This window comes from Nocardiopsis listeri NBRC 13360 (assembly GCF_001570765.1).
Taxonomy (GTDB): Bacteria; Actinomycetota; Actinomycetes; order Streptosporangiales; family Streptosporangiaceae; genus Nocardiopsis; species Nocardiopsis listeri.
Genome location: NZ_BCSH01000017.1, coordinates 66,950 through 85,801, shown reverse-complemented (window position 1 = coordinate 85,801; position 18,852 = coordinate 66,950). Strand labels below are relative to the sequence as shown.

Annotated in this window: 17 protein-coding genes; 10 read left to right on the top strand and 7 right to left on the bottom strand. The window is 67.8% G+C overall.

The features are described 5' to 3' along the window. Positions 1–162: 162 nt before the first annotated feature. On the top strand, positions 163–516 hold the full coding sequence (locus NLI01S_RS06470) for a MerR family transcriptional regulator (RefSeq protein ID WP_067600753.1): 354 nt from the start codon (positions 163–165) through the stop codon (positions 514–516). A 30-nt stretch (positions 517–546) separates the two neighbouring features. On the opposite strand, the gene NLI01S_RS06465 is transcribed toward NLI01S_RS06470, so the two are convergent. Next, positions 547–1,272: a 3-keto-5-aminohexanoate cleavage protein gene (locus NLI01S_RS06465; protein WP_067600718.1), complete on the bottom strand. Its 726-nt coding sequence runs from the start codon at positions 1,270–1,272 to the stop codon at positions 547–549. A gap of 91 nt (positions 1,273–1,363) precedes the next feature. On the opposite strand from NLI01S_RS06465, the gene NLI01S_RS06460 reads away from it, so the two are divergent. Next, positions 1,364–2,437, top strand: coding sequence for a hypothetical protein (locus NLI01S_RS06460; protein WP_067600715.1), 1,074 nt, complete (start codon positions 1,364–1,366; stop codon positions 2,435–2,437). A gap of 123 nt (positions 2,438–2,560) precedes the next feature. After that, positions 2,561–3,010: a VOC family protein gene (locus tag NLI01S_RS06455; RefSeq protein WP_067600712.1), complete on the top strand. Its 450-nt coding sequence runs from the start codon at positions 2,561–2,563 to the stop codon at positions 3,008–3,010. A gap of 98 nt (positions 3,011–3,108) precedes the next feature. On the opposite strand, the gene NLI01S_RS06450 is transcribed toward NLI01S_RS06455, so the two are convergent. Next, positions 3,109–3,732 (bottom strand): hypothetical protein, encoded by a 624-nt coding sequence (locus tag NLI01S_RS06450; protein ID WP_157090967.1) that lies wholly within the window; start codon positions 3,730–3,732, stop codon positions 3,109–3,111. After that, complete coding sequence (locus tag NLI01S_RS06445; RefSeq protein ID WP_067600708.1) at positions 3,729–4,274, bottom strand: ATP-binding protein; 546 nt, start codon at positions 4,272–4,274, stop codon at positions 3,729–3,731. Before NLI01S_RS06445 ends, NLI01S_RS06450 begins: the two co-directional genes overlap by 4 nt. 336 nt (positions 4,275–4,610) lie before the next feature. Between NLI01S_RS06445 and NLI01S_RS06440 the strand changes: the two genes are divergently transcribed. Together NLI01S_RS06440 and NLI01S_RS25105 are read left to right on the top strand one after the other, a co-directional pair. Further along, positions 4,611–5,459, top strand: coding sequence for a helix-turn-helix domain-containing protein (locus NLI01S_RS06440; RefSeq protein WP_067600704.1), 849 nt, complete (start codon positions 4,611–4,613; stop codon positions 5,457–5,459). Then, complete coding sequence (locus NLI01S_RS25105; RefSeq protein ID WP_084392360.1) at positions 5,459–5,653, top strand: DUF397 domain-containing protein; 195 nt, start codon at positions 5,459–5,461, stop codon at positions 5,651–5,653. The genes NLI01S_RS06440 and NLI01S_RS25105 overlap by 1 nt, the downstream gene beginning before the upstream one ends. A 105-nt stretch (positions 5,654–5,758) precedes the next feature. On the opposite strand, the gene NLI01S_RS06435 is transcribed toward NLI01S_RS25105, so the two are convergent. Further along, entirely contained in the window at positions 5,759–6,763 is a 1,005-nt protein-coding gene (locus NLI01S_RS06435; RefSeq protein WP_067600702.1) for a glycerophosphodiester phosphodiesterase family protein, read from the bottom strand. Between the two features lie 98 nt (positions 6,764–6,861). Further along, on the bottom strand, positions 6,862–7,983 hold the full coding sequence (gene serC / locus NLI01S_RS06430; protein ID WP_067600700.1) for a phosphoserine transaminase: 1,122 nt from the start codon (positions 7,981–7,983) through the stop codon (positions 6,862–6,864). Positions 7,984–8,208: 225 nt separating this feature from the next. On the opposite strand from serC, the gene NLI01S_RS06425 reads away from it, so the two are divergent. The 5 genes from NLI01S_RS06425 to NLI01S_RS06405 all read left to right on the top strand — a co-directional run bounded on the left by NLI01S_RS06425 (position 8,209) and on the right by NLI01S_RS06405 (position 17,275). Beyond that, positions 8,209–11,868, top strand: coding sequence for a hypothetical protein (locus NLI01S_RS06425; protein ID WP_067600696.1), 3,660 nt, complete (start codon positions 8,209–8,211; stop codon positions 11,866–11,868). Between the two features lie 84 nt (positions 11,869–11,952). Beyond that, a complete protein-coding gene (pdxH, locus tag NLI01S_RS06420) occupies positions 11,953–12,606 on the top strand; it encodes a pyridoxamine 5'-phosphate oxidase (protein ID WP_067600750.1) in 654 nt (217 codons plus the stop codon). A gap of 380 nt (positions 12,607–12,986) precedes the next feature. Beyond that, on the top strand, positions 12,987–13,685 hold the full coding sequence (locus NLI01S_RS06415) for a metal-dependent transcriptional regulator (RefSeq protein ID WP_067600694.1): 699 nt from the start codon (positions 12,987–12,989) through the stop codon (positions 13,683–13,685). A 152-nt stretch (positions 13,686–13,837) separates the two neighbouring features. Then, on the top strand, positions 13,838–16,141 hold the full coding sequence (locus NLI01S_RS06410) for an ATP-binding SpoIIE family protein phosphatase (RefSeq protein WP_067600691.1): 2,304 nt from the start codon (positions 13,838–13,840) through the stop codon (positions 16,139–16,141). 402 nt (positions 16,142–16,543) lie between these two features. Further along, positions 16,544–17,275: an NPP1 family protein gene (locus tag NLI01S_RS06405; RefSeq protein WP_223809134.1), complete on the top strand. Its 732-nt coding sequence runs from the start codon at positions 16,544–16,546 to the stop codon at positions 17,273–17,275. A gap of 129 nt (positions 17,276–17,404) precedes the next feature. Here the strand turns inward: NLI01S_RS06405 and NLI01S_RS25960 are convergent, their stop codons facing one another. Both NLI01S_RS25960 and NLI01S_RS06400 read right to left on the bottom strand, forming a co-directional pair. Next, complete coding sequence (locus tag NLI01S_RS25960; RefSeq protein WP_190318376.1) at positions 17,405–17,572, bottom strand: hypothetical protein; 168 nt, start codon at positions 17,570–17,572, stop codon at positions 17,405–17,407. An 82-nt stretch (positions 17,573–17,654) separates the two neighbouring features. Beyond that, a complete protein-coding gene (locus NLI01S_RS06400) occupies positions 17,655–18,797 on the bottom strand; it encodes an acyl-CoA dehydrogenase family protein (RefSeq protein ID WP_067600688.1) in 1,143 nt (380 codons plus the stop codon). Positions 18,798–18,852 lie beyond the last annotated feature (55 nt).

Below are 18,852 nucleotides of genomic sequence, written 5' to 3'. Positions count from 1 at the left end.
GAAACCTGAGGCTCCCCACCACCCCCCGGTCAACACGAACAATCCCAAGGCTCCCGGCCCCAGGCGCCCCACCAGCCACCACCCACCCGACACCCGCCCACCCCTTGGAATCACTCATCTAGTCTGGGACGGATGGTCACGGTGACGGGACACGGAGGATTCATGCGCATCGGAGAACTCGCCGAACTCAGCGGCGCCAGCGTGCGCTCCCTGCGTTACTACGAAAAACGCGGTCTCCTGACCTGTGAACGGGCCGAGAACGGGTACCGCGAATACGGACCGGACGCGGTCGAGCGGGTCCGCAACATTCGGTTGCTCCTGGAGTCCGGTCTGACCTCCGAGGACATCGGGGAACTGCGGGCCTGCCTCGAACTGGACCTGGTCCGCGAACCCGACTGCGCGGAGGCCGTCGCCCTCTACGAGCAAAGGCTCCGGGCGGTCCGCGAACGCATCGACGCGCTCTCGGCGACCGAGGAACGTCTCGAACGTCGCCTGGCCGAGAACCACGGGGCGTAGGGCCCCGTGCCCCTCAGCGGTGGTGGGGGTTCAGGCGGTGGTGGTGGCCAGACCGACCGCGTGGGCGACGAGCGCGGCGTTGTCGTAGGCCTCCGTACCGTCCGGTAGCCGCATCGTGTCCTCCAGACCCATCCGGACGTCGTACCCGGCGTCCAGGGCGGTCTCCAACATCGGCCACGCCGTGGCGTCCGCTCCGTGCAGCAACCGCGGGGTCCGCACCTTCGCGCGATCCAACAGGCCGTTGATCGCTTCCGCGTTGCGTCGTGCGTCCTGGATGGCCACCTGGGTGGGCTCCACCAACACGGTGGTGACCTCGATCCCGGTGGCCACCAGGATTCGGGCCGCTTCCACCGTCCACACCCCGGCCTCGACCGCCACGCGGCGATCGCCCAACAGGTGGACCAGGTCCACCGATCCCGCCTCGTGCAGGTTCACCGAAACCGAGTCGGGCAGGGTGGGCGAGGCCCATCTCTGCACCAGGTCGTAGCGTCTCCACGGGTCGGACTCGGCCGACAGGGACGTGGTCAGGGACACCGGGACGTCGGGACCCTCGGCACGTAACCGCTCCATCAACGCCGACACCACGGACGGCTCCAGCGACTCCGCTCCACTCGGATCGCGTGGGTGAACGTGGAGTGCGGTCGCACCCGCTTCCACCACGGAGTGGGCGTCGGCGACGAGTTGGTCGACGGACACGGGCAGGGAGGGGTGGGCGCCCGGGCGGCGATCCCCGTTGAGACAGGCGACGATCCTCATACGGGCTCTCCTTACGCGCTCTGTAAGCCGAATGTGCCCGCTTGCGCCCGGGCGCAAGCCACTTGTGCCCGCCCCTGGCAGGATGGCCGGTATGAGAACTCCTCTGGCCCTCTTCGCGGCTGCCCTGTTCCTCCTCGCCTCCGCGGTGCCCGCCGCGGCCGAGACGGAGATCCCCGAGGACGGGGACGGAGGGACGGACTACCCACGCGGTGGGGAGGGGCCGGAGGGGTCGGAGATCGCCTTCGAGTTCCAGGACCCGCGGATCTCCGAGTCCAGCGGGTTGGCCCCGTCGTTGCGCCACGAGGGCGTGTGGTGGACGCACAACGACAGCGGCGACCACCCCAGTGAGGTGTACGCCGTGAACGAGGACGGCGAGACCGTCGCCACGGTCACCCTGAACCTGGAGCGCCGTGACTGGGAGGCCGTAAGCGTCGCCGAGGGGCCGGAGGGGGAGCCGGCGGTGTTCGTCGGCGACATAGGCGACAACTTCGGCGGTGGCTGGCCGAACATCCGGGTGTACCACTTCGCCGAGCCCGAGGTCCTGGGCGACATGGTCCTGGATCCGGCGGTGCTGACCTTCACCTACGAGGACGGCGGTCGTGACGCCGAGGGCATGATGATCGACCCGCGCGACGGGCGTCTGTACGTGGTCTCCAAGGAGTTCTCCGGCGGTGTGTACGCGGCCCCCGAGAACATGGCCCCCGAGGGGGAGAACGTGTTGGAGAGGATCGACTCCGCGCCCCTGTTCGCCACCGACGCCGCGTTCAGCGCCGACGGCACCCGTTACGCCATCCGTACCTACTGGGGCGTGACGATCTACGACTCCACGGACGGGGTACCGGGGACCTCGGTGGGCTCCTTCGACCTGCCGGAGAGCGACCAGGGCGAGTCGATCGCCTTCACCCCGGAGGGGACCGCGCTCATGGCCGGCACCGAGGGCGAGCACGCCCCGGTCTGGCGGGTGCCGTTGGAAGACGATCAGCGGCCCGAACACGCGGTGGTGGACGAGCCGGCGGAGTCGTCCCCGGACACCCCGGAGGGGGCGGCCGAGGACGCCGAGGAGGAGCAGGGCGCCGCCATCGGCTCCACCCCGCTCATCCTCGGGGGCGTCGCCGTCGCGGTCGTGCTGATCGGCGCCATCACCTGGCTCGCCCGCCGAGGCTGAACGTTCCTCGCCGGAAGGGTGTTGGGGCGTCATCGGCGACGTGCCCGCGTTCTGTCCCACCCGACCGGTACGACTGGAACCCGCGAGTGGGTTCGGTCCCGCTCCCCGACCGGAGGATGGACGATGGCTCTCGACTACCAGATCGTCGTGGACTGCGCCGAACCGCTCACGCTCTCCCGCTTCTGGGCGGCGGCGATGGGCTACGAACCGGAGGACAACAGCGCCCTCATCGAACACGTGCTCGCCGAGGGGATCGCGGGCGAGGACGACTACACGGTCGTCGACGGCCGCAAGGCCTGGCGCACGATCGCGGTCATCCGCCACCCGGAGGATCCCGTGCACGAGTTCACCGGGGCCGGCCTGGGGCGGCGCGTCCTGTTCCAGCAGGTGCCCGAACCCAAGACGGTCAAGAACCGGATGCACCTGGACCTGCGGACGGCACCGGGGGAGCGCGACGCCGAGGTGGCCCGCCTGGAGGGACTGGGCGCCGTCTCCGTCGCCGTGGTCGAGGAACCCGGGGCCTCGCACGTGAGGATGCGCGACCCCGAGGGCAACGAGTTCGACGTGCAGTAGGCCTCGGTCGAGCGGCCGAGGCCCAGGCCGCGATCTGATCACCCCTGGCCGCGCCGAGTCGTGAGTGCCGGTGCGGCCTTGGGGTAGGTCTTGTTCGGTCAGCTCAGGAGGGTGATCAGGGGTTGGACGGCGGCGCCGGCCATGGCGGCCAGGGCGTAGCCGGTGAGCAAGTGGCCGATGCGGCGGCGGGGTTTGCGGTGGCTCGCCGGGCGGCGCGGCCGGTCGGACCTGCGCGGCAGCGGCGGAGGAGGTGCCTGTTCCCGGCGCGGGCGTGGAATCGGGAGCGGGTGGGCGGGTTCGATGTCATCGTCGGGTTCTCGGGCCGGTTCCAGGACCGGTGCGGGCGTCGGGGTCGGCTCGGGGGTTCGGTCGGGCACCTGGTCGTGCCACCACGGGGGCTGTTGGGGTCGGTCGGTTTCTTCGACTCGTCGTGCGGCGGCGAGGCGCATCCATTCGGGTAGGTCTCCGCGTTCGAGACGGCGACGGAGTCCGGGGGTGTCGGGCATGTGGGCCAAGAGGGCACGTTCCCTGGGGGTGCGTCCCAGCGAGACCAGCGGCGGAAGCGGGTCGGGAGTGGTTGCGGGCGCCGCTTCGACCGGCGGGTGCGGTGCGGGTCGTGGTGCCGGTCGGATGGCGGGGCGGTGTGGGGTGTGGCTGAAGCGTCGGCCTCGGGGTGCGTCCAGGACTCGGCGTAGGTCCATGGGTATGGTCGCGTTGCTCATCGCTCACCCCCGCAGACGCAAGTGACGGTCGAGGTGCCGGTGGTGGGGGTGGGGTAGGTGAATTCGGCCCACAGCACGGTGCCGAGCACGGCGGGCAGGGCGGGGTCGGCCCAACGCTGGGCACCCCACTCGCTCGCGAGTTGGTGGATGAGCAGCAGCCCGCGCCCGGATTCGGCTTCTTCCCACTCCTCGATGGAGTTTCGGGCCGGCGGGCACACCGGGCGCGCGTTCAGGGGTCCGTCGTCGATGATCGACAACCGCAGAGTGGTCTGACGCCCCATCACGATGGGGGTGGAGAGTAGGCGGATCACCGTGCCACCGGGCCGCTGGGAACGCGAGTGGGTGACGGCGTTGGTGAAGGCTTCACTGCCGCACAGTTCGATGTCCTCGGCCAGGGAACGCGGAACGCCGGTGAGGGCGGCCAGGTCGGAGCGCAGTTCCGCCCGGAAGCGGGTGCAGGTGGAGCGGGTTCCGGGGTAGTGGCGGGCTTGCCAGCGCCGCCCCGGGTAGGCGGGAGTGGGGTTTTCAGGGACAATGGACATGTCGGCAACTCCTGTTCAAGGGATGGTTGTCGGCCCGGCCCTGGCGGGTGTCACTAGCACCTGCCAGGGCCTTCTTCATGCCCGGCCACATCGAGGTCGGGTCAGGCATACGAGTCCTCGCACCTAGGCAGAGAGCAGACTCCGAAGGCCGGACCGGCGAAACATCCGATCTTGCCGAGCTCTCGTCACCCTTAGGGGGCTGGTGGAATACTCGTTGTAACCAGAAGACAGCGATCCCATGGGAAAGTCAAGTAGAATTTCCACTTACACTGAACCAGGCCACCAGGTTAAGGCTCGAAATATGGACGAATCGGACTTCAAAGGCGGACTTAAACCATGGTGACCCCGGGGCCACGGGTGCTGCGACTCCAGCTGGGCCGTGAGATTCGGCGACTTCGGGAGAGCTCAGGACTCTCCAGGGAGGAGTTGGCCAAGACGCTGAGCTGTGGAACTTCAAAGATCAGCAAGCTCGAACTCGGCTACAGCACGCTGAACGCATCCGAGTGCAGCAAGCTCATCAGGCTGTTCGAGTTGGCTGGTGATGAGGCGACTGTCTTCCGCGACTTGGCCGCTTCCGCTCGTAAGCGTGGCTCATATGGCAAGGTTCTCGACTTCGCCCGTGGCTACGTGAGCATGGAGGCAGACGCCACAGACCTGAAGATCTTCTACGAGGAGCTCATACCAGCGCTGTTCCAAACGCAGGCCTACGCCAAGGCTGTCTGCTCTACCTCGGTGACCATCGCACCGGCTGACATCAGCCATGTCGTGGAAGGGCGTATCCGCCGTGCCGCCGTACTCACTCAGGATGGCCCGCCCAACGTTTCACTGATCCTTGGTGAGGGTGCGCTGAGACGGACCGTCGGCGGTAAAGAATCCTTCCGTGAGCAGCTTCAGCACCTTCATCGACTCGCTCACGCGCCACATATCGACCTCCAGATTCTTCCCTACGCATCGGGTGAGCACGCCGCGATGGGGACTGGCTTCACCCTGCTCCGACTGGACGAGGTCGAGGCGACCTACGTCTATCTAGAGGACCTCACCAGCTCAGACTTCTGGGATCGCGCTCAGCACACCGGTGTCTACGAACTGGTCTTCAACAAGCTGCAAGTGGCCGCACTCGGCAAGCGTGAGAGCATAATTCACATAGAGGAACGCATTGCAGAACTAGACGCGGGAGCCGGCTGATGTCTCAGCAGAGCCGATCGTCAGCAGCGTGGCACACGAGTAGCCACAGCTCTGGAGCCAACAACTGCGTTGAGGTCTCGGAAGGACCGGCCATAGCTGTCCGAGACACTCAGAACCGTGAGCTGGGCGCATTGACCTACGGCCCGGCCGAGTGGCGTGCCTTCCTCGACACCGCCAAGAACGACCTCGGCTGACCGGACGTGACCCCTGAGATGACACGGGTGGAGTCGCTGGACTCCACCCGGTGTCGGGACGGTCTATTGCGGTGACCGAGCCGGTGAACCTGCTCGGTCACCGCCCTAATCGATCGGCTGGGGGTCCAGGAAGTGTTCGCGGCACAGGAAGGCGTGTCGGGAGAAGTCGCTGAACACGCCGTCCACACCGACCTCGAAGAACGCCTCGTACTCGGCGGCGAAACCCCCGTAGTCCTTCGGGTCGCCGTCCGAACGCAGGTCGGTGGGCAGGAAGTGGTTCTCGCTGCGGAACGTGAACGGGTGCACCAGTAGTCCGGCCTCGTGGGCGTCGTCGACCAGGGTGGTGGGCTGCCCCAGCGATCCGTCCTCGTTGGTGGTGATGACCAGGCTCTTGTGCGGTCCGATGGCGTGCGCGAACGTCGCCACCTCGGCCAGCCCCTCCGGCGTCGTGTAGTGCAGCCAGTGCTCCTCGGTGCCCATCAGGTACACCAGCGGCAGCCCGGTCTCGGCGAGCTTGCGCAGGCTCTCGGCCTCGAAGGACTGCAGGAACACCGGGACCCTGGGCTCCTCGCCGACCAACTCCGCCTCACGCAGCGCCGCGATGAGCTTCGGCTCCAGGTCCAAGCCCTGCTCGACGTGGTGGGCGGGGTGCTTGGTCTCGGGGTAGATCCCGACCGGGCGGCCCAGCTCCTGGGTGAGGGTCAGGGCCAGCTCGATGACCTCCTGGAGCGTGGGGATCTCGTAGGTGCCGTCCATCACCGCGTTGTCCGGCCGCACCTTCGCCATGCGCTCGATCGCGCGCAGGGTCTTGATCTCGGCCAGGGTGAAGTCCTGGGCGAAGAACCCCTCCACCGTGCGCCCGTCGATGGTCCGGGTGACCTTCCGATCGGCGAACTCGGGACGGCCGGCCACGTCCGTGGTCTCGCCGATCTCCTGTTCGTGCCGGCAGATCAGGTGGCCGTCCTTGGTGGAGACCAGGTCCATCTCGATGAAGTCGCCGCCGTGCCTGGCCGCCAGCTCATAGGAGGCCAGGGTGTGCTCGGGCCGGTGACCCGAGGCTCCCCGGTGCGAAATGATCTTGATGGGGATTTCTTGCTTGTTCCTGCGCACAGTCGAACCGTCCTGAGAAACGATGAGCGGTAGTAAGAGGAGGAGGCCGACCCACGCGCGGCGGGTCGGCCTCCATTCTCCAACCTCGTCGGACCGGGTCAGGACAGCTTGGTCAGCACGTGGTCGATGCACTCGGTGAGCGCGTTGACGTCGCTGGGCTCCACCGCCGGGAACATCGCCACCCGCAGCTGGTTACGGCCGAGCTTGCGGTAGGGCTCGGTGTCCACGACGCCGTTGGCGCGCAGCACCTCGGCGATCCGGGCGGCGTCGACGTCCTCGGAGAAGTCGATGGTGCCGACCACCTGGGAACGCTGGGCCGGGTCCGCCACGAAGGGCGAGGTGACCGAGGTGCGGTCCGCCCAGTTGTAGAGGATCGAGGAGGACTCGTGGGTGCGCGCCACGGTCCACTTCAGCCCACCCTGCTCGTTCATCCACTCCAGCTGCTCTGCCAGGAGCAGCAGGGTGGCCACGGCCGGGGTGTTGTAGGTCTGGTCCTTGGCGGAGTTGGAGATCGCGGTGGGCAGCGAGAAGAACTCGGGGACGTAGCGTCCGCTCGCGGCGATCTCCTCGACCCGGGCCAGGGCCTTGGGCGACATGATCGCGATCCACAGTCCACCGTCGGCGGCGAAGCTCTTCTGCGGGGCGAAGTAGTAGACGTCGGTCTGGGTGATGTCCACCGGCAGACCGCCCGCGCCACTGGTGGCGTCCACGAGCACGAGGGCGTCCTCGTCGGCGCCGGCCACGCGCTCGATGGGCGCGGCCACCCCGGTCGAGGTCTCGTTGTGGGTGAGGGCGTACACGTCCACGCCGGCCTCGGCGACGGCTTCGCCGTGGGTGCCGGGGGCGGTGCTGATGACCGTGGGCTCCTCCAACCACGGAGCGCCCTTGGCGACCTTGGCGAACTTGCCGGAGAACTCACCGAAGGACAGGTGCTGCGACTTGGAGCGCAGCAGTCCGTGCGCGGCGATGTCCCAGAAGGCGGTGGTGCCGCCGTTGCCCAGGACCACCTCGTAGCCGTCGGGCAGGGAGAACAGGTCGCGTACCCCGGCACGGACCCGACCCACGAGGGACTTCACCGGCTTCTTGCGGTGGGAGGTGCCCATGTAATGGGAACCGGAGGCGGCGAGGGCGTCGAGTTGCGCGGCTCGGACTTTGGACGGGCCGCTCCCGAAACGGCCGTCGGCGGGCAGCAGGTTCGCGGGAATCTGGATCTCGGTCACACCGCACAGCGTAGTGGTGGACCCGGTGACGCCGCCGGTCAGGGCGGCGATTGGTCGCGTGAAATCACGTGAACGTCGATGGTCCCCTTCACATGATTCGTTCCGCTGTCCGGTATTGGACAGTGACGATTTCGCTTCGCCCGGTGAAAAACCGTTCACCTTGTTGTCTAATGGGGCGCTTCCCAGGGGTGATGAGCGATACGAACGGTGGAAGGAGGGCGCCTCGTGGCGGACCGGAAGGGCGGCGACCGAGCGAACGGAGTATCTCAGGGAACCGGTGCCCCACCCCTGTTCCTCCAGGTCTTCGAGGCGCTGCGCGCACGCCCGCGACGGAGCCTGCACCGGCGGCTACGTCGTATGGAGGCCCGTGTCGCCCATCGGCGTCCCGCGGGCAAGGGCAAGATCCAACGCGGCGATCTGGCCGAGCCCTCGCCCGTGCTCGACCTGGTGCTGGAGGACGCCGACGATCACGCCGAGGTCCGGCGCATGCTCGTCCAGCAGTGCGCCGTCGATCCCGTGTGGCTGCTGCCGCTCCGCTCCACCGAGACACCGGAGGAGCCCGGGGAACCGGGGGAGACGAAGGTGGCCGCCTCCGCCCACGACGCACGCGCATGGTTCAAGGACCAAAGAGCGCGTTTCCTGCGTCCGCAGGCCCGCCCCGAACCGGCCGACACGGTGCCGCGCGGCCTGCCCCGGGACCGTTACGAGGTGCGTGACTCCGACACCGACGTCACCACCGACGAACTGTACGACTACATCGAGCACTTGGTGGACGACGGGTTCGCCTGGAAGGATTCCCCGCCGAAACCGAAGAGGGGCCGCAGACCTCCACCCCCGCCGCGTCTGCCGAGTCTGAACTCCCTGTTGTGGCTGCGCCGCTGCGACCTCACCGAGATCAGGAGCAGGGCGAGCGGTGACCGATCCGAGAAGACCCCCGAACACGGCCGCCTGGAGAACACCAGCCAGGGGCAGACCGCGGTCATCAACGGGTTGCGCGAGGCCCGCCTGAACTACGCGATCCAGTACCGGGCAGACCTCCTGGACCGCGCCGAACAGGCCGGACACGGTTCGGACAAGGACAAGGAAGAGCCACCCTCGCGCGGCGAGATCTTCAGCGCCACCGCGCTCGTCCACTGGCGCAGGCTCGCGCGGGCCGCCGCCGTCACCTCGCGTTGGGTCACCCGGATATCGGGCAAGGCCACCTTCGGGCTGGCGGATGAGAAGATCCTGACCCCACTGGCCTTCATCGTCTCGCTCGTCGTCACCGCCACGCCCTTCGCCTTCGTCGGTCTGGCCGCCCAACAGCTGAACGAGATCGTGTCGCTGCTGACCGGTGTGCTCCTGGCGGCCGTGTACCTGCTCACCGTTTTCTTCTTCTTCCTGCCGTGGCGTCCCTACCGGTGGCTCAACCACCACCGGTACGTCATGGACCTGGTCGAGGACGAGTCCCGGGAAGCACAGGAACCCGCGCCCGATGATGGCCAGGGGCGGGTCGGCCGGCACCGCGCACGCGGTGTGCACCTGCTCAACGAGCTCCACCACCCCCAACGCAACAAGGGGCGGATCGGCGGTGCCGACCAGCCGAAGGGGACCCGCCCGCCCGGTACCCATCGCATCGCGGTGAACGCGCTGCTCGACGACCTCCACCGGATCTATGGTGCGAATCGAGGTCGCGGGCGGGCCCGCGCCTACCGCCCCGTCCTCCTCTACGACCAGCAGGGCCTGGGCCGCGTGGGCCGCTACCTCATCAGATTGATCGAGGACGAACGGCTGCGGCGCGCCCTGCCCGATCCCCTGCTGCTGGTGCAGATCCGCGACCGCGACGGGGAGGGACCGCTCGTCGACGGTGGGATCGACGTCGACCGGCACCCGTACCTGCCGGAGTTCGACGGGACCGACACGGTTCCCGAGCAGATCCGTGGCTGGCACCGTGAACGTCACCTGTCCGGCGCGCTCGGCGCCCGACGCACCCTTACCCTGCACGTCGCCGAGCGGCCACCGGAGTCGCGGGAGAGGAGTTGGCGGTCCGAACCCACGTGGGTGATGACCCGACCCGTCAAGGCCGCGGTACTGAGCGCCGGCGGGGCCGTTACGGTCGGTGTCCTCGTGCTGGCCGGTCTGGTCCTGGTTCCCGCCCAGGCGCAGGCGCTCCACCCGTGCATCCAGGAGGGCGCCTGGGTGCCCCCGGGCATCACCAAGGTCGGTCGGGAGTGCGTCGGGGTGACCTTCGGCGACTTCGTGTTCCACGAACGCCTGAGGGAGGTCACCGAACTGATCGAGGAACAGAACGACGAGGTGGACGCCTCCGACGACCCCTACGTCACGGTCGCCCACATCGCGGAGCAGAGCGTCACCGACCCGGAGGACCCCTCCCTGTCCGGAGCCCAGGGCGAACTGCTCGGGCTCGCCTACCAACAGCGCGAACACAACGAGCAACGGGAGGCGGGTCGACCCGCCATCAAACTCCTCATCGGCAACGCGGGGGAGGGTTGGGAACATTCGTTGGTCACTGCGGAGGAGATCGTCGAGAGGGCCGAGGACAAGAGCCTCGGCATGGACCGGCCCATCGCCGCCGTCGGGTTCGGGCACAGCGTGGTGAACAACAGTCGGGCCATCCAGCGGGTGGGCGAGGCGGCCCTGACGATGGTGGGCACCACGGCCACCTTCGACGACGTCGCCCAGTTCGGGGCCCGCGAACACAGTGAGTTCTACTTCCCCGTGGCGCCGCCCAACAGCCGCATCGCGACGCAGGCCGCCAGTTGGGCCAGACACGGCGTCCCCTGGGCCGACCCCGAGGGGCAGGAGCACGGTCTGCCCGGGCACGAGACGGCTGTGGCGATCGCCAGCGCCGAGACCGACACCAAGGGCGAGGAGCACGAGCAGTACGGACCGCACCTGGCGCAGGAGTTCATGGCGACCTTCGTCGAATCCGAAGGGGGCGAGATCTGGCAGGGCGCAGAGGAGCTCGACTCCGACGAGTACGACGACCAGGGGGTGCTGCTCTACCAGAGCGGCCACCTGGAGACCGACACCACCTACCGGGAGCACCTGGACCGATTGTGCTCGGACGAGAACCCGCCCGACCTGCTCTACTACGCCGGTCGCTCGGACGACTTCACCCGGTTCTACCGCGACTTCATGCGCTCGGGGGGTGAGGAGTGCAACGGAGGTGGGATGACCATCCTCGGTGGTGACGACATCTCCAAGTTCGTCTCCGACTCCGAGGTGCTCATCGAACGCAACTCCGTGCACCATCCGGTCTTCTACACGCCGCTGGCGCCCAGTGGTCCCTGGGGAGTCCAAGGGGACGGCTCCGCCGGCAGCGACCAGGGTTTCTACGACGACATGGGCGAGCTCCTGACCGAGCTCTACACGAAGGACGAGAAGGACGAGGACGGGAAGGGCGACGGCGACGAGGAAGAGGGGGAGTCGGGCATGCCGCCCGCTGACGAACTGCCTTCCATCGCCCACGCGGCCGTCGGCAACGACGCCCTCCTGGTGATCGCCAACGCCCTGCCCTCCACCGGACTGACCAAGGAGGAAACGGCGAACGAGGGGCTGCGGCAGCGGCTGGGTCTGGCCCGGATGCCCTTCCTGCACACCGAGGAGGACTACGAGGAGAAGCGGGACGCGCTGCACGGTCAGGTCAAGACGTCCGGGACGTTCACCGGGGTCTCCGGGTACATCACCTTCGATGCCGCCAACGACGGCAACTGGTTCGGCGGGCGCATGGTCCAACTGGTGCTCGTCGGTCCGAGGGTACGCAACGACGAGACCGGTGACGTGCAGCGTCAGCACGTCCTCCAACGCTGCGGCATGCGCAACTCCACCACCGTGGAACCGGGTGCGGGGTGTCTGCCCGTGAAGACGGACGAGGAGCCATGACGGCCGGCGGGGCAGCACCCGTGGACACGCGGGAGGCGGGGGTCGGCCGGCGCCCTTCCTCTCCGACGCGAGATCATGCCGGGTGTGGACCACCAGAACCCCGCCGAACTGCGGAAACCGTACATGGGTGAGCCCTTGCGTCGATCGGATCTGGCGGAATCGCCGATGACCCAGTTCCACCTGTGGTTCGACCAGGCCTGCGAGTGGAATCTGGCCGAACCCAACGCCATGGTGCTGTCGTCGGTGGAGCCGTCGGGTCTTCCCCGGTCGCGCACGGTGCTGATGAAGGGCTATGACGGCTCGGGCCTGCGCTTCTTCACCAACTACACCTCGCGCAAGGGTCGGGCCCTGGCCGCCGATCCGCGGGCGTCGGTGGTGTTCCCCTGGCACGCGATCCGCCGACAGGTGCTCTTCGCGGGTGTGGTGGAACGCCTCGACGACGAGGAGAACGACCGCTACTTCGCGTCCCGACCACGCGGCTCCCAGCTGGGCGCCTGGGCGAGTGAACGGCAGTCACGGCCGGTCGCCGATCGCGAGGAGTTGGATCACCTGTTCCACGAGTTCGACTCGGTGTGGGGCGAGGACGAGACCATCCCGCGGCCCGAGTACTGGGGCGGATATCGGCTGATCCCGCAGGAGGTGGAATTCTGGCAGGGTGGTCCGGATCGCATGCACGACCGGTTCTGCTACCTGCTCGGTGCGGACGGGAAGTGGACGATCGACCGCCTCGCACCCTAGGGAACCGGATGGCCGGGCTGCTATGGGGTGATGTTGGTCGCTTCGTACATGAGTTCGGGCGCCGTCGAGTCACGGTCCGGGACGTGGCCAGAGGTCTTAGGTAGTTCATTTTTCAACCGAATGGCCTGCGCACCTGTGACCTCGGTCCCTTGCGTCACATGAGTCTCACGGGTCATTCGTGTCCGCATCGTGAGACGAAGGGGAAATTCAGGCTCGGCGCGCCAGGATATGCTTGGTCCATCGGTGGTCGCTCCAGCGGTACCTCGGACGTCCCGGTCCCACTCGGCCCCAGGGAATCACGTGGTCCCGGCCTGTGTTGAGAGAGACCTGCCGTGCTTGTCGTGACCGCGCGACGGGCACAGAGCCTTGGGAGGGGAGTCTTGACCGCACACGGGCTGATCGACACCACGGAGATGTACCTCCGTACGGTCTTCGAGCTCGAGGAAGAGGGCATCGTCCCGCTTCGAGCGCGTATCGCCGAGCGCCTGCACCAGAGCGGACCAACGGTGAGCCAAACGGTCGCTCGCATGGAGCGCGACGGACTACTGCGGGTCGAGAACGACCGTCACCTGGTGATGACCGAGGAGGGGCGCAGACTGGCCACCCACGTCATGCGCAAGTACCGGCTCGCCGAGCGCCTTCTGGTCGACGTCATCGGGCTGCCTTGGGAGGACGTCCGCATCGAGGCCTGCCGCTGGGAGCACGTCATCTCCGAGGAGGTCGAGAAGCGCCTGGTGACGCTGCTCAACGCCCCCTCGGTGTGCCCGCACGGCAACCCCATCCCCGGCCTCGACGAGCTGGGCCTGGAGGGGTACGCCCCCGAACCGTTCACCGACGACTCCATCGTGCCGATGGTGGACGCGGCCTCGAACACGGACACCACCGTCACCGTGCGTCGCATCAGTGAACAGCTCCAGCCGGACGCCGACATCATGCTCACCTTGCGCGAATCCGGGGTACAACCCGGGCAGGAAGTGGTCCTTCGGGCTTCGGACGGCGGAGTACGGATCATCGGCGAGGACGGTCACAGCGACCTCCCCGCGGATGTCGCCGGGCACATCTTCGTCGCCAAGCCGTGAAACGTCCGTACACGTTGATTGGTTGCTCATCGGGATTGTCTCATTGCGCTGCGGGAACGTTGACGGTGTTGCTACGCTCGCCCCAAGGTGCGGTCGTTCGGGGTACCCGGAGCGGGCATGTATGCAGCTCATGACGGCGAGGTGGCGGCTAGATGACACGGTGGGGTGAGCCCTTCCGGGAGAGTGACGCGCTCGCCACGGCAGAGGTCGTGGATCAGGCCGAGATCGCGATCGTCGTCATCGACCGGTTCAGCCTCCTTCGGTACTGGAACCCCTACGCTCGCGAGTTGTTCGGGTTCATGGGCGGTCGTGACCACATCGGCCTGTCCCTGCTGGACATCGGCATCCACGAGTCCGACCGCGAGCACGCCTCCCAACTGGCCCGACGCGTCCTTCGCGGCGAGCCGTGGGAGGGCACCTTCGCGGTGCTCAAGGGCGACTCCACCTGGATCCACGTGCGCGCGCAGGCCGTGCCCATGCGCGACGACTCGGGCGAGATCGACGGCATAACCCTCATCGCCCGTGAGGCCCTGCGCAGCGGTCGGGTCGAGGAACAGTACGGGCTGCTCGAACGGATCGGCAGCCGCTTGGCCGGCTCTCTGGAGTTCGACTCCACCGTCAAGGGCGTGGCCGGGATCCTCGTCCCCCAGTTCGCCGATCACTGCTTCATCGACCTCTACGACCACGAACGGTTGGTCCGCCAGGTCTCCGTGCACGCCGAGGGCTGGACGCCCCCGCCCCGCACCTGGTTCGACGTCGGGGACGAGGTCCGCTACCCCGAACGACACTTCGTCACCCAGGCGCTGCGCCGACTCGAAACCGTGGTCAGCAGCGACTACCTGTACGAGAACTCGCCCAACGACCGCTCCGACCGGATCTCTCGCCAGGTCGGCGTCACCTCCGCGATCGCCGCGCCGCTCCGTGCCCGCGGTGAGGTCCTGGGCGTGCTCACCCTGGCCCTGTCCGGCCTCTCCCCTCGCCAGAAGACCAGCTACGGCGGCTTCGACCGCGACCTGGTCGGGGCCATCGCCTCCCGGGTCGCCCTGGCCATCGACAACGCCCGCCTGTTCGAGCAGGAACGCTCCACGGCGCTGGCCTTCCAGAACAGTCTGCTGCCCGGCGACTTTCCTCCCCTGGACGGACTGACGGTCGCCAAGCAGTACCTGCCGGCCGGCCCACTGGAGGCGCACGGCCACGGGGTACAGACCCAGGTGGGCGGCGACTTCTACGACGCGATCCCCCTGTCCGCCGGGCGGGTGGGCCTGGTCATCGGTGACGTGGAGGGTCGCGGCCCGCACGCCGCCGCCGTCATGGGCCAGTTGCGAGCCGCCCTGCGCGCCTTCGCCCAAGCCGACCGCGAGCCCGCCGACATCCTGCGCGAGCTGGACGAGTGGGTGCGCCAGCTGGGCACCCCCGACGACAAGGGCGGGGTTTGGATCCCCAGCGTTAGCTGCCTGTACATGGTCTACGACGCCTGGTCCCGGGAGTTGTCCTACGCCAACGCCGGGCACGCGCCACCCCTGCTCATCAACTCCGACACCGTGGAGACCCTGGACCTGGAGGTCACCGACCGCATGCTCGGCGTTCGCGCCAAGGGCGGGTCGGGGGAGGACATCGTCTACCACCAGGCCGACCTGCGTCTGCCCACCGGCGCGACCCTGCTGATGTACACCGACGGTCTGGTGGATCGCAAACCCCTGGGCGGCAAGGTCGACTCCGAACGCGCCCTGGCACAGCTGACCGAACGCGTCGCCGAGGTCGCGGACAAGGACGTCGAGCAGATCGCCGAGGCGGCCGTGTACAGCGTGCCGGGCGAGCTGGACGACGACACCGCGCTGTTGGTCGTGCGCACGCACTCCGAGGAGCTGGCTCTGCGCGAGGGCTGGTTCCCGTCCGAGGCCTCCACCGTGGGTGAGGCCCGGCACCTGGCGGCGGACACCTTCAAGGAGTGGGGCGTGGATCGGGACCAGGCCGAACTGGCCTGTCTCCTCGTCTCGGAGATCGTCACCAACGTGGTCATCCACGCCACCCCTCGCCCCGTTCACCGTGAGTTCACCGGTGGCGGTGTGCTGGACTCGGAGACCCCGCTGGAGGGCGGCGGGGTGACCGACGAGTTCGACGAGGACTGGAGCGACCTTCTGGAGGCCGTCGCGGAGGAGGACGAGTCCAGCGACGACTCCGGCGACAAGGAGTTCCTGCTCCGATTGCGCCGTGGCGCCAACGCCGTGTGGGTGGAGGTCTTCGACCACGACCTGCGACTTCCCCGAATTCGCAGCGCCGCCGCCGACGATGAGGGCGGACGTGGCCTGTACCTGGTGGAGCAGCTCGCCAGCCGTTGGGGTTCACGTCCCACCCCGGACGGCAAGGCCGTGTGGTTCGAGATGCCGATGCACGCCCCGGAAGAGGACGAGGGCGTGGCGGCCGACGAGGCGGAGAAGATCGACGAGGACGTCTGATCCGGTGCCGGCGGTGTGCCGGGTGGGTCACCGCCGCACGCCGCCGCCTCGGCCGTCCCCGCCCTCCCGGTCCTCCCGGTCGGTGGTCACCGCCGTGGGCCATAGGAATCGCGAAGCGCCGATTCGACGTTTCACCCTCTTTTCCCAGGTGGGGTAACGTGCCCCGTTAAACCTGTTTCGGGGCGCAGAAAAAAGCCCTTCAGTACATCTTGCCTTGCTGTAGTCGGATGGTTACTTTATCCAGTGGTAAACGGACATCCCGCTGCGGAAATGGTGGTGTGTGCATTGTCGTCCGGGGCGGGGAAACTGGTCCTGAGTTCCACTTGTGATTTCGAGGGAGAAAGCCCCGTTGGGATCGCCGGCCTCCTTCGGCGACCCTGGGCGCTCGCCAAGAAGGGTGGTGTGTCCCTCCTTGGGGCCTTCGCGATCGTGGTCGCCTTGGCGGCTCCGGCGTTCGCCGAGCCTCCGGCCTCTCTGCCCGCGAATTCCTCCGGGGCCGAAGCGAAATGGCAGCCGGCCTTCGACTACGACACGGACGGTTGTTATTCGACGCCCGCGATCGGTCCCGATGGCAGTGTCGCCGAAGGGTTGAACACCTCGGGGGCGTTGAACGGAAACTGTCGCGACCAGTCCGACCTGGACAACACCAATTCTTATTCTCGCGTCAAGTGCGATGACAGTGGTTGGTGTGCTTACATGTACGCCCTCTACTTCGAAAAGGACCAGGTCCTGCCCGGATGCTGTGGGCACCGGCACGACCTGGAACACGTCGTGGTGTGGGTCCTCGACGAGGAGGCGCGCTACGTGTCGGCCTCGGCGCACGGAGACTACGACACCCGGGCGGCGGAGGATCTGCTGTGGGAGGACACCCACCCCAAGATCGTCTACCACAAGGACGGCGCCTCCACCCACGCCTTCCGGTTCGCCGCCGACCACGACGACCCGCCCGAGAACCACTACGGGGTCTGGCAGTACCCGGACCTGGTGGGCTGGGACGGCTATCCCGAGGGGGTCAGGGACGTCTTCGTGAGGGCCGACTACGGTTCCGCGCAGCTCGACCTCAAGGACGAGCGGTTCGGTGACTCGCTCGCCAAGGCCGTTCCCGACGGGATCGACTTCGACCCGCACGCCTGAACCATCGCGGCCGAGGCTCGGGCGGCCGGTCCCCACCCGCCTACGGGATCGTTCGTCCGTGCCTCGCCGATTCTCCGGGCGCCGAAGGGCCCGCCTCGCGAGGCGGGCCCTGGGCGCGTTCGACGTCTGTCAGCGCCAGGACCAGGCCCACAGCAGCATGCAGACGAAGACGAAGACCAGGACGATGGCGCTGGTCTTCCACGGAATGTGGACCTTCGGACGGAGCTTGCGGACGCCGAGGACCAACAGGATGACCAACAGCCCCATCACGATGAGGCCGTCCCACGCTCCGCTCATGACCGGGACCCTTCCGAACGGGGGTTCAGGGCACGTTCGGCGAATACATACCCTGCTGCGCGGCGCGTCCACGGAACACGCCCTAGAGACCCAGGCCCCGGCCCACGATCTCCTTCATGATCTCGGTGGTGCCACCGAAGATCGTCTGGACGCGTGAGTCCTGCCAGGCCCGTGCCACGGGGTATTCCATCATGTACCCGTACCCACCGTGAAGCTGGAGGCAACGGTCCATGACCCGGTTGCACATCTCGGTGGTCCACCACTTGGCCTTCGCGGCGTCCTCGACGGTGAGCTCACCCCGGTTGAGCAGCTGGACCGCCCTGTCCACGTAGGCGCGGCCCAGGTCCACCTCGGTGGCCGACTCGGCCAGGACGAAACGGGTGTTCTGGAAGCGTCCGATAGGCCGACCGAAGGCGGTGCGGTCACGGCAGTACTCGATGGTGTGCTGGAGCATGAAGTCGGCCGAGGCCACCGCGCAGGTGGCGATGGACAGCCGTTCCTGCGGCAGGTTCCGCATCAGGTGGATGAAGCCCTGACCCTCGGTACCGATGAGGTTGGCCGCGGGCACGCGCACGTCGTCGAAGAACAGCTCGGCGGTGTCCTGCGCCTTCATGCCGACCTTGTCGAGGTTGCGGCCGCGCTCGAAGCCGGGGGTGCCGCGTTCGACGCAGATCAGGGAGAAGCCCTGCGCGCCCGCCTCGGGGTCGGTCTGGGCGACCACGACCACCAGGTCGGCGTTGATGCCGTTGGTGATGAAGGTCTTGGCGCCGTTGAGCACGAACTCGTCGCCGTCGCGTACCGCGGAGGTCTTGATCCCCTGAAGGTCGCTGCCGGTCCCGGGCTCGGTCATGGCGATGGCGGTGATCAGCTCACCGGAGGCGAAGCCCGGCAGCCAGCGCTTCTTCTGCTCGTCGTTGGTCAGGTCCACCAGGTAGGGGGCCATGACGTCGTTCTGGAGGGTGATGCCGAGGCCGGTGGCGTGGGCGCGGCAGATCTCCTCGTTGACGATCTGGTTGTAGCGGTAGTCGTGGACGCCGGTGCCCCCGTACTCCTCGGGCACGCCGTGGCCGAGCAGCCCGACCCGGCCCGCATCGAGCCACACCTGGCGGGGGACGACGCCGTCCTTCTCCCACTGGTCGTGGAAGGGCTGGACCTCCCGCTTGAGGAACTCCGCGACCGATTCGCGGAAGAGTTCCTGGTCGGCGTCGAAGAGTTCCCGCTTCATGTGCTGCTCCGAGGGTGTCGGGGATCACTGTGTTCCCACACGGTAACCGAATCGC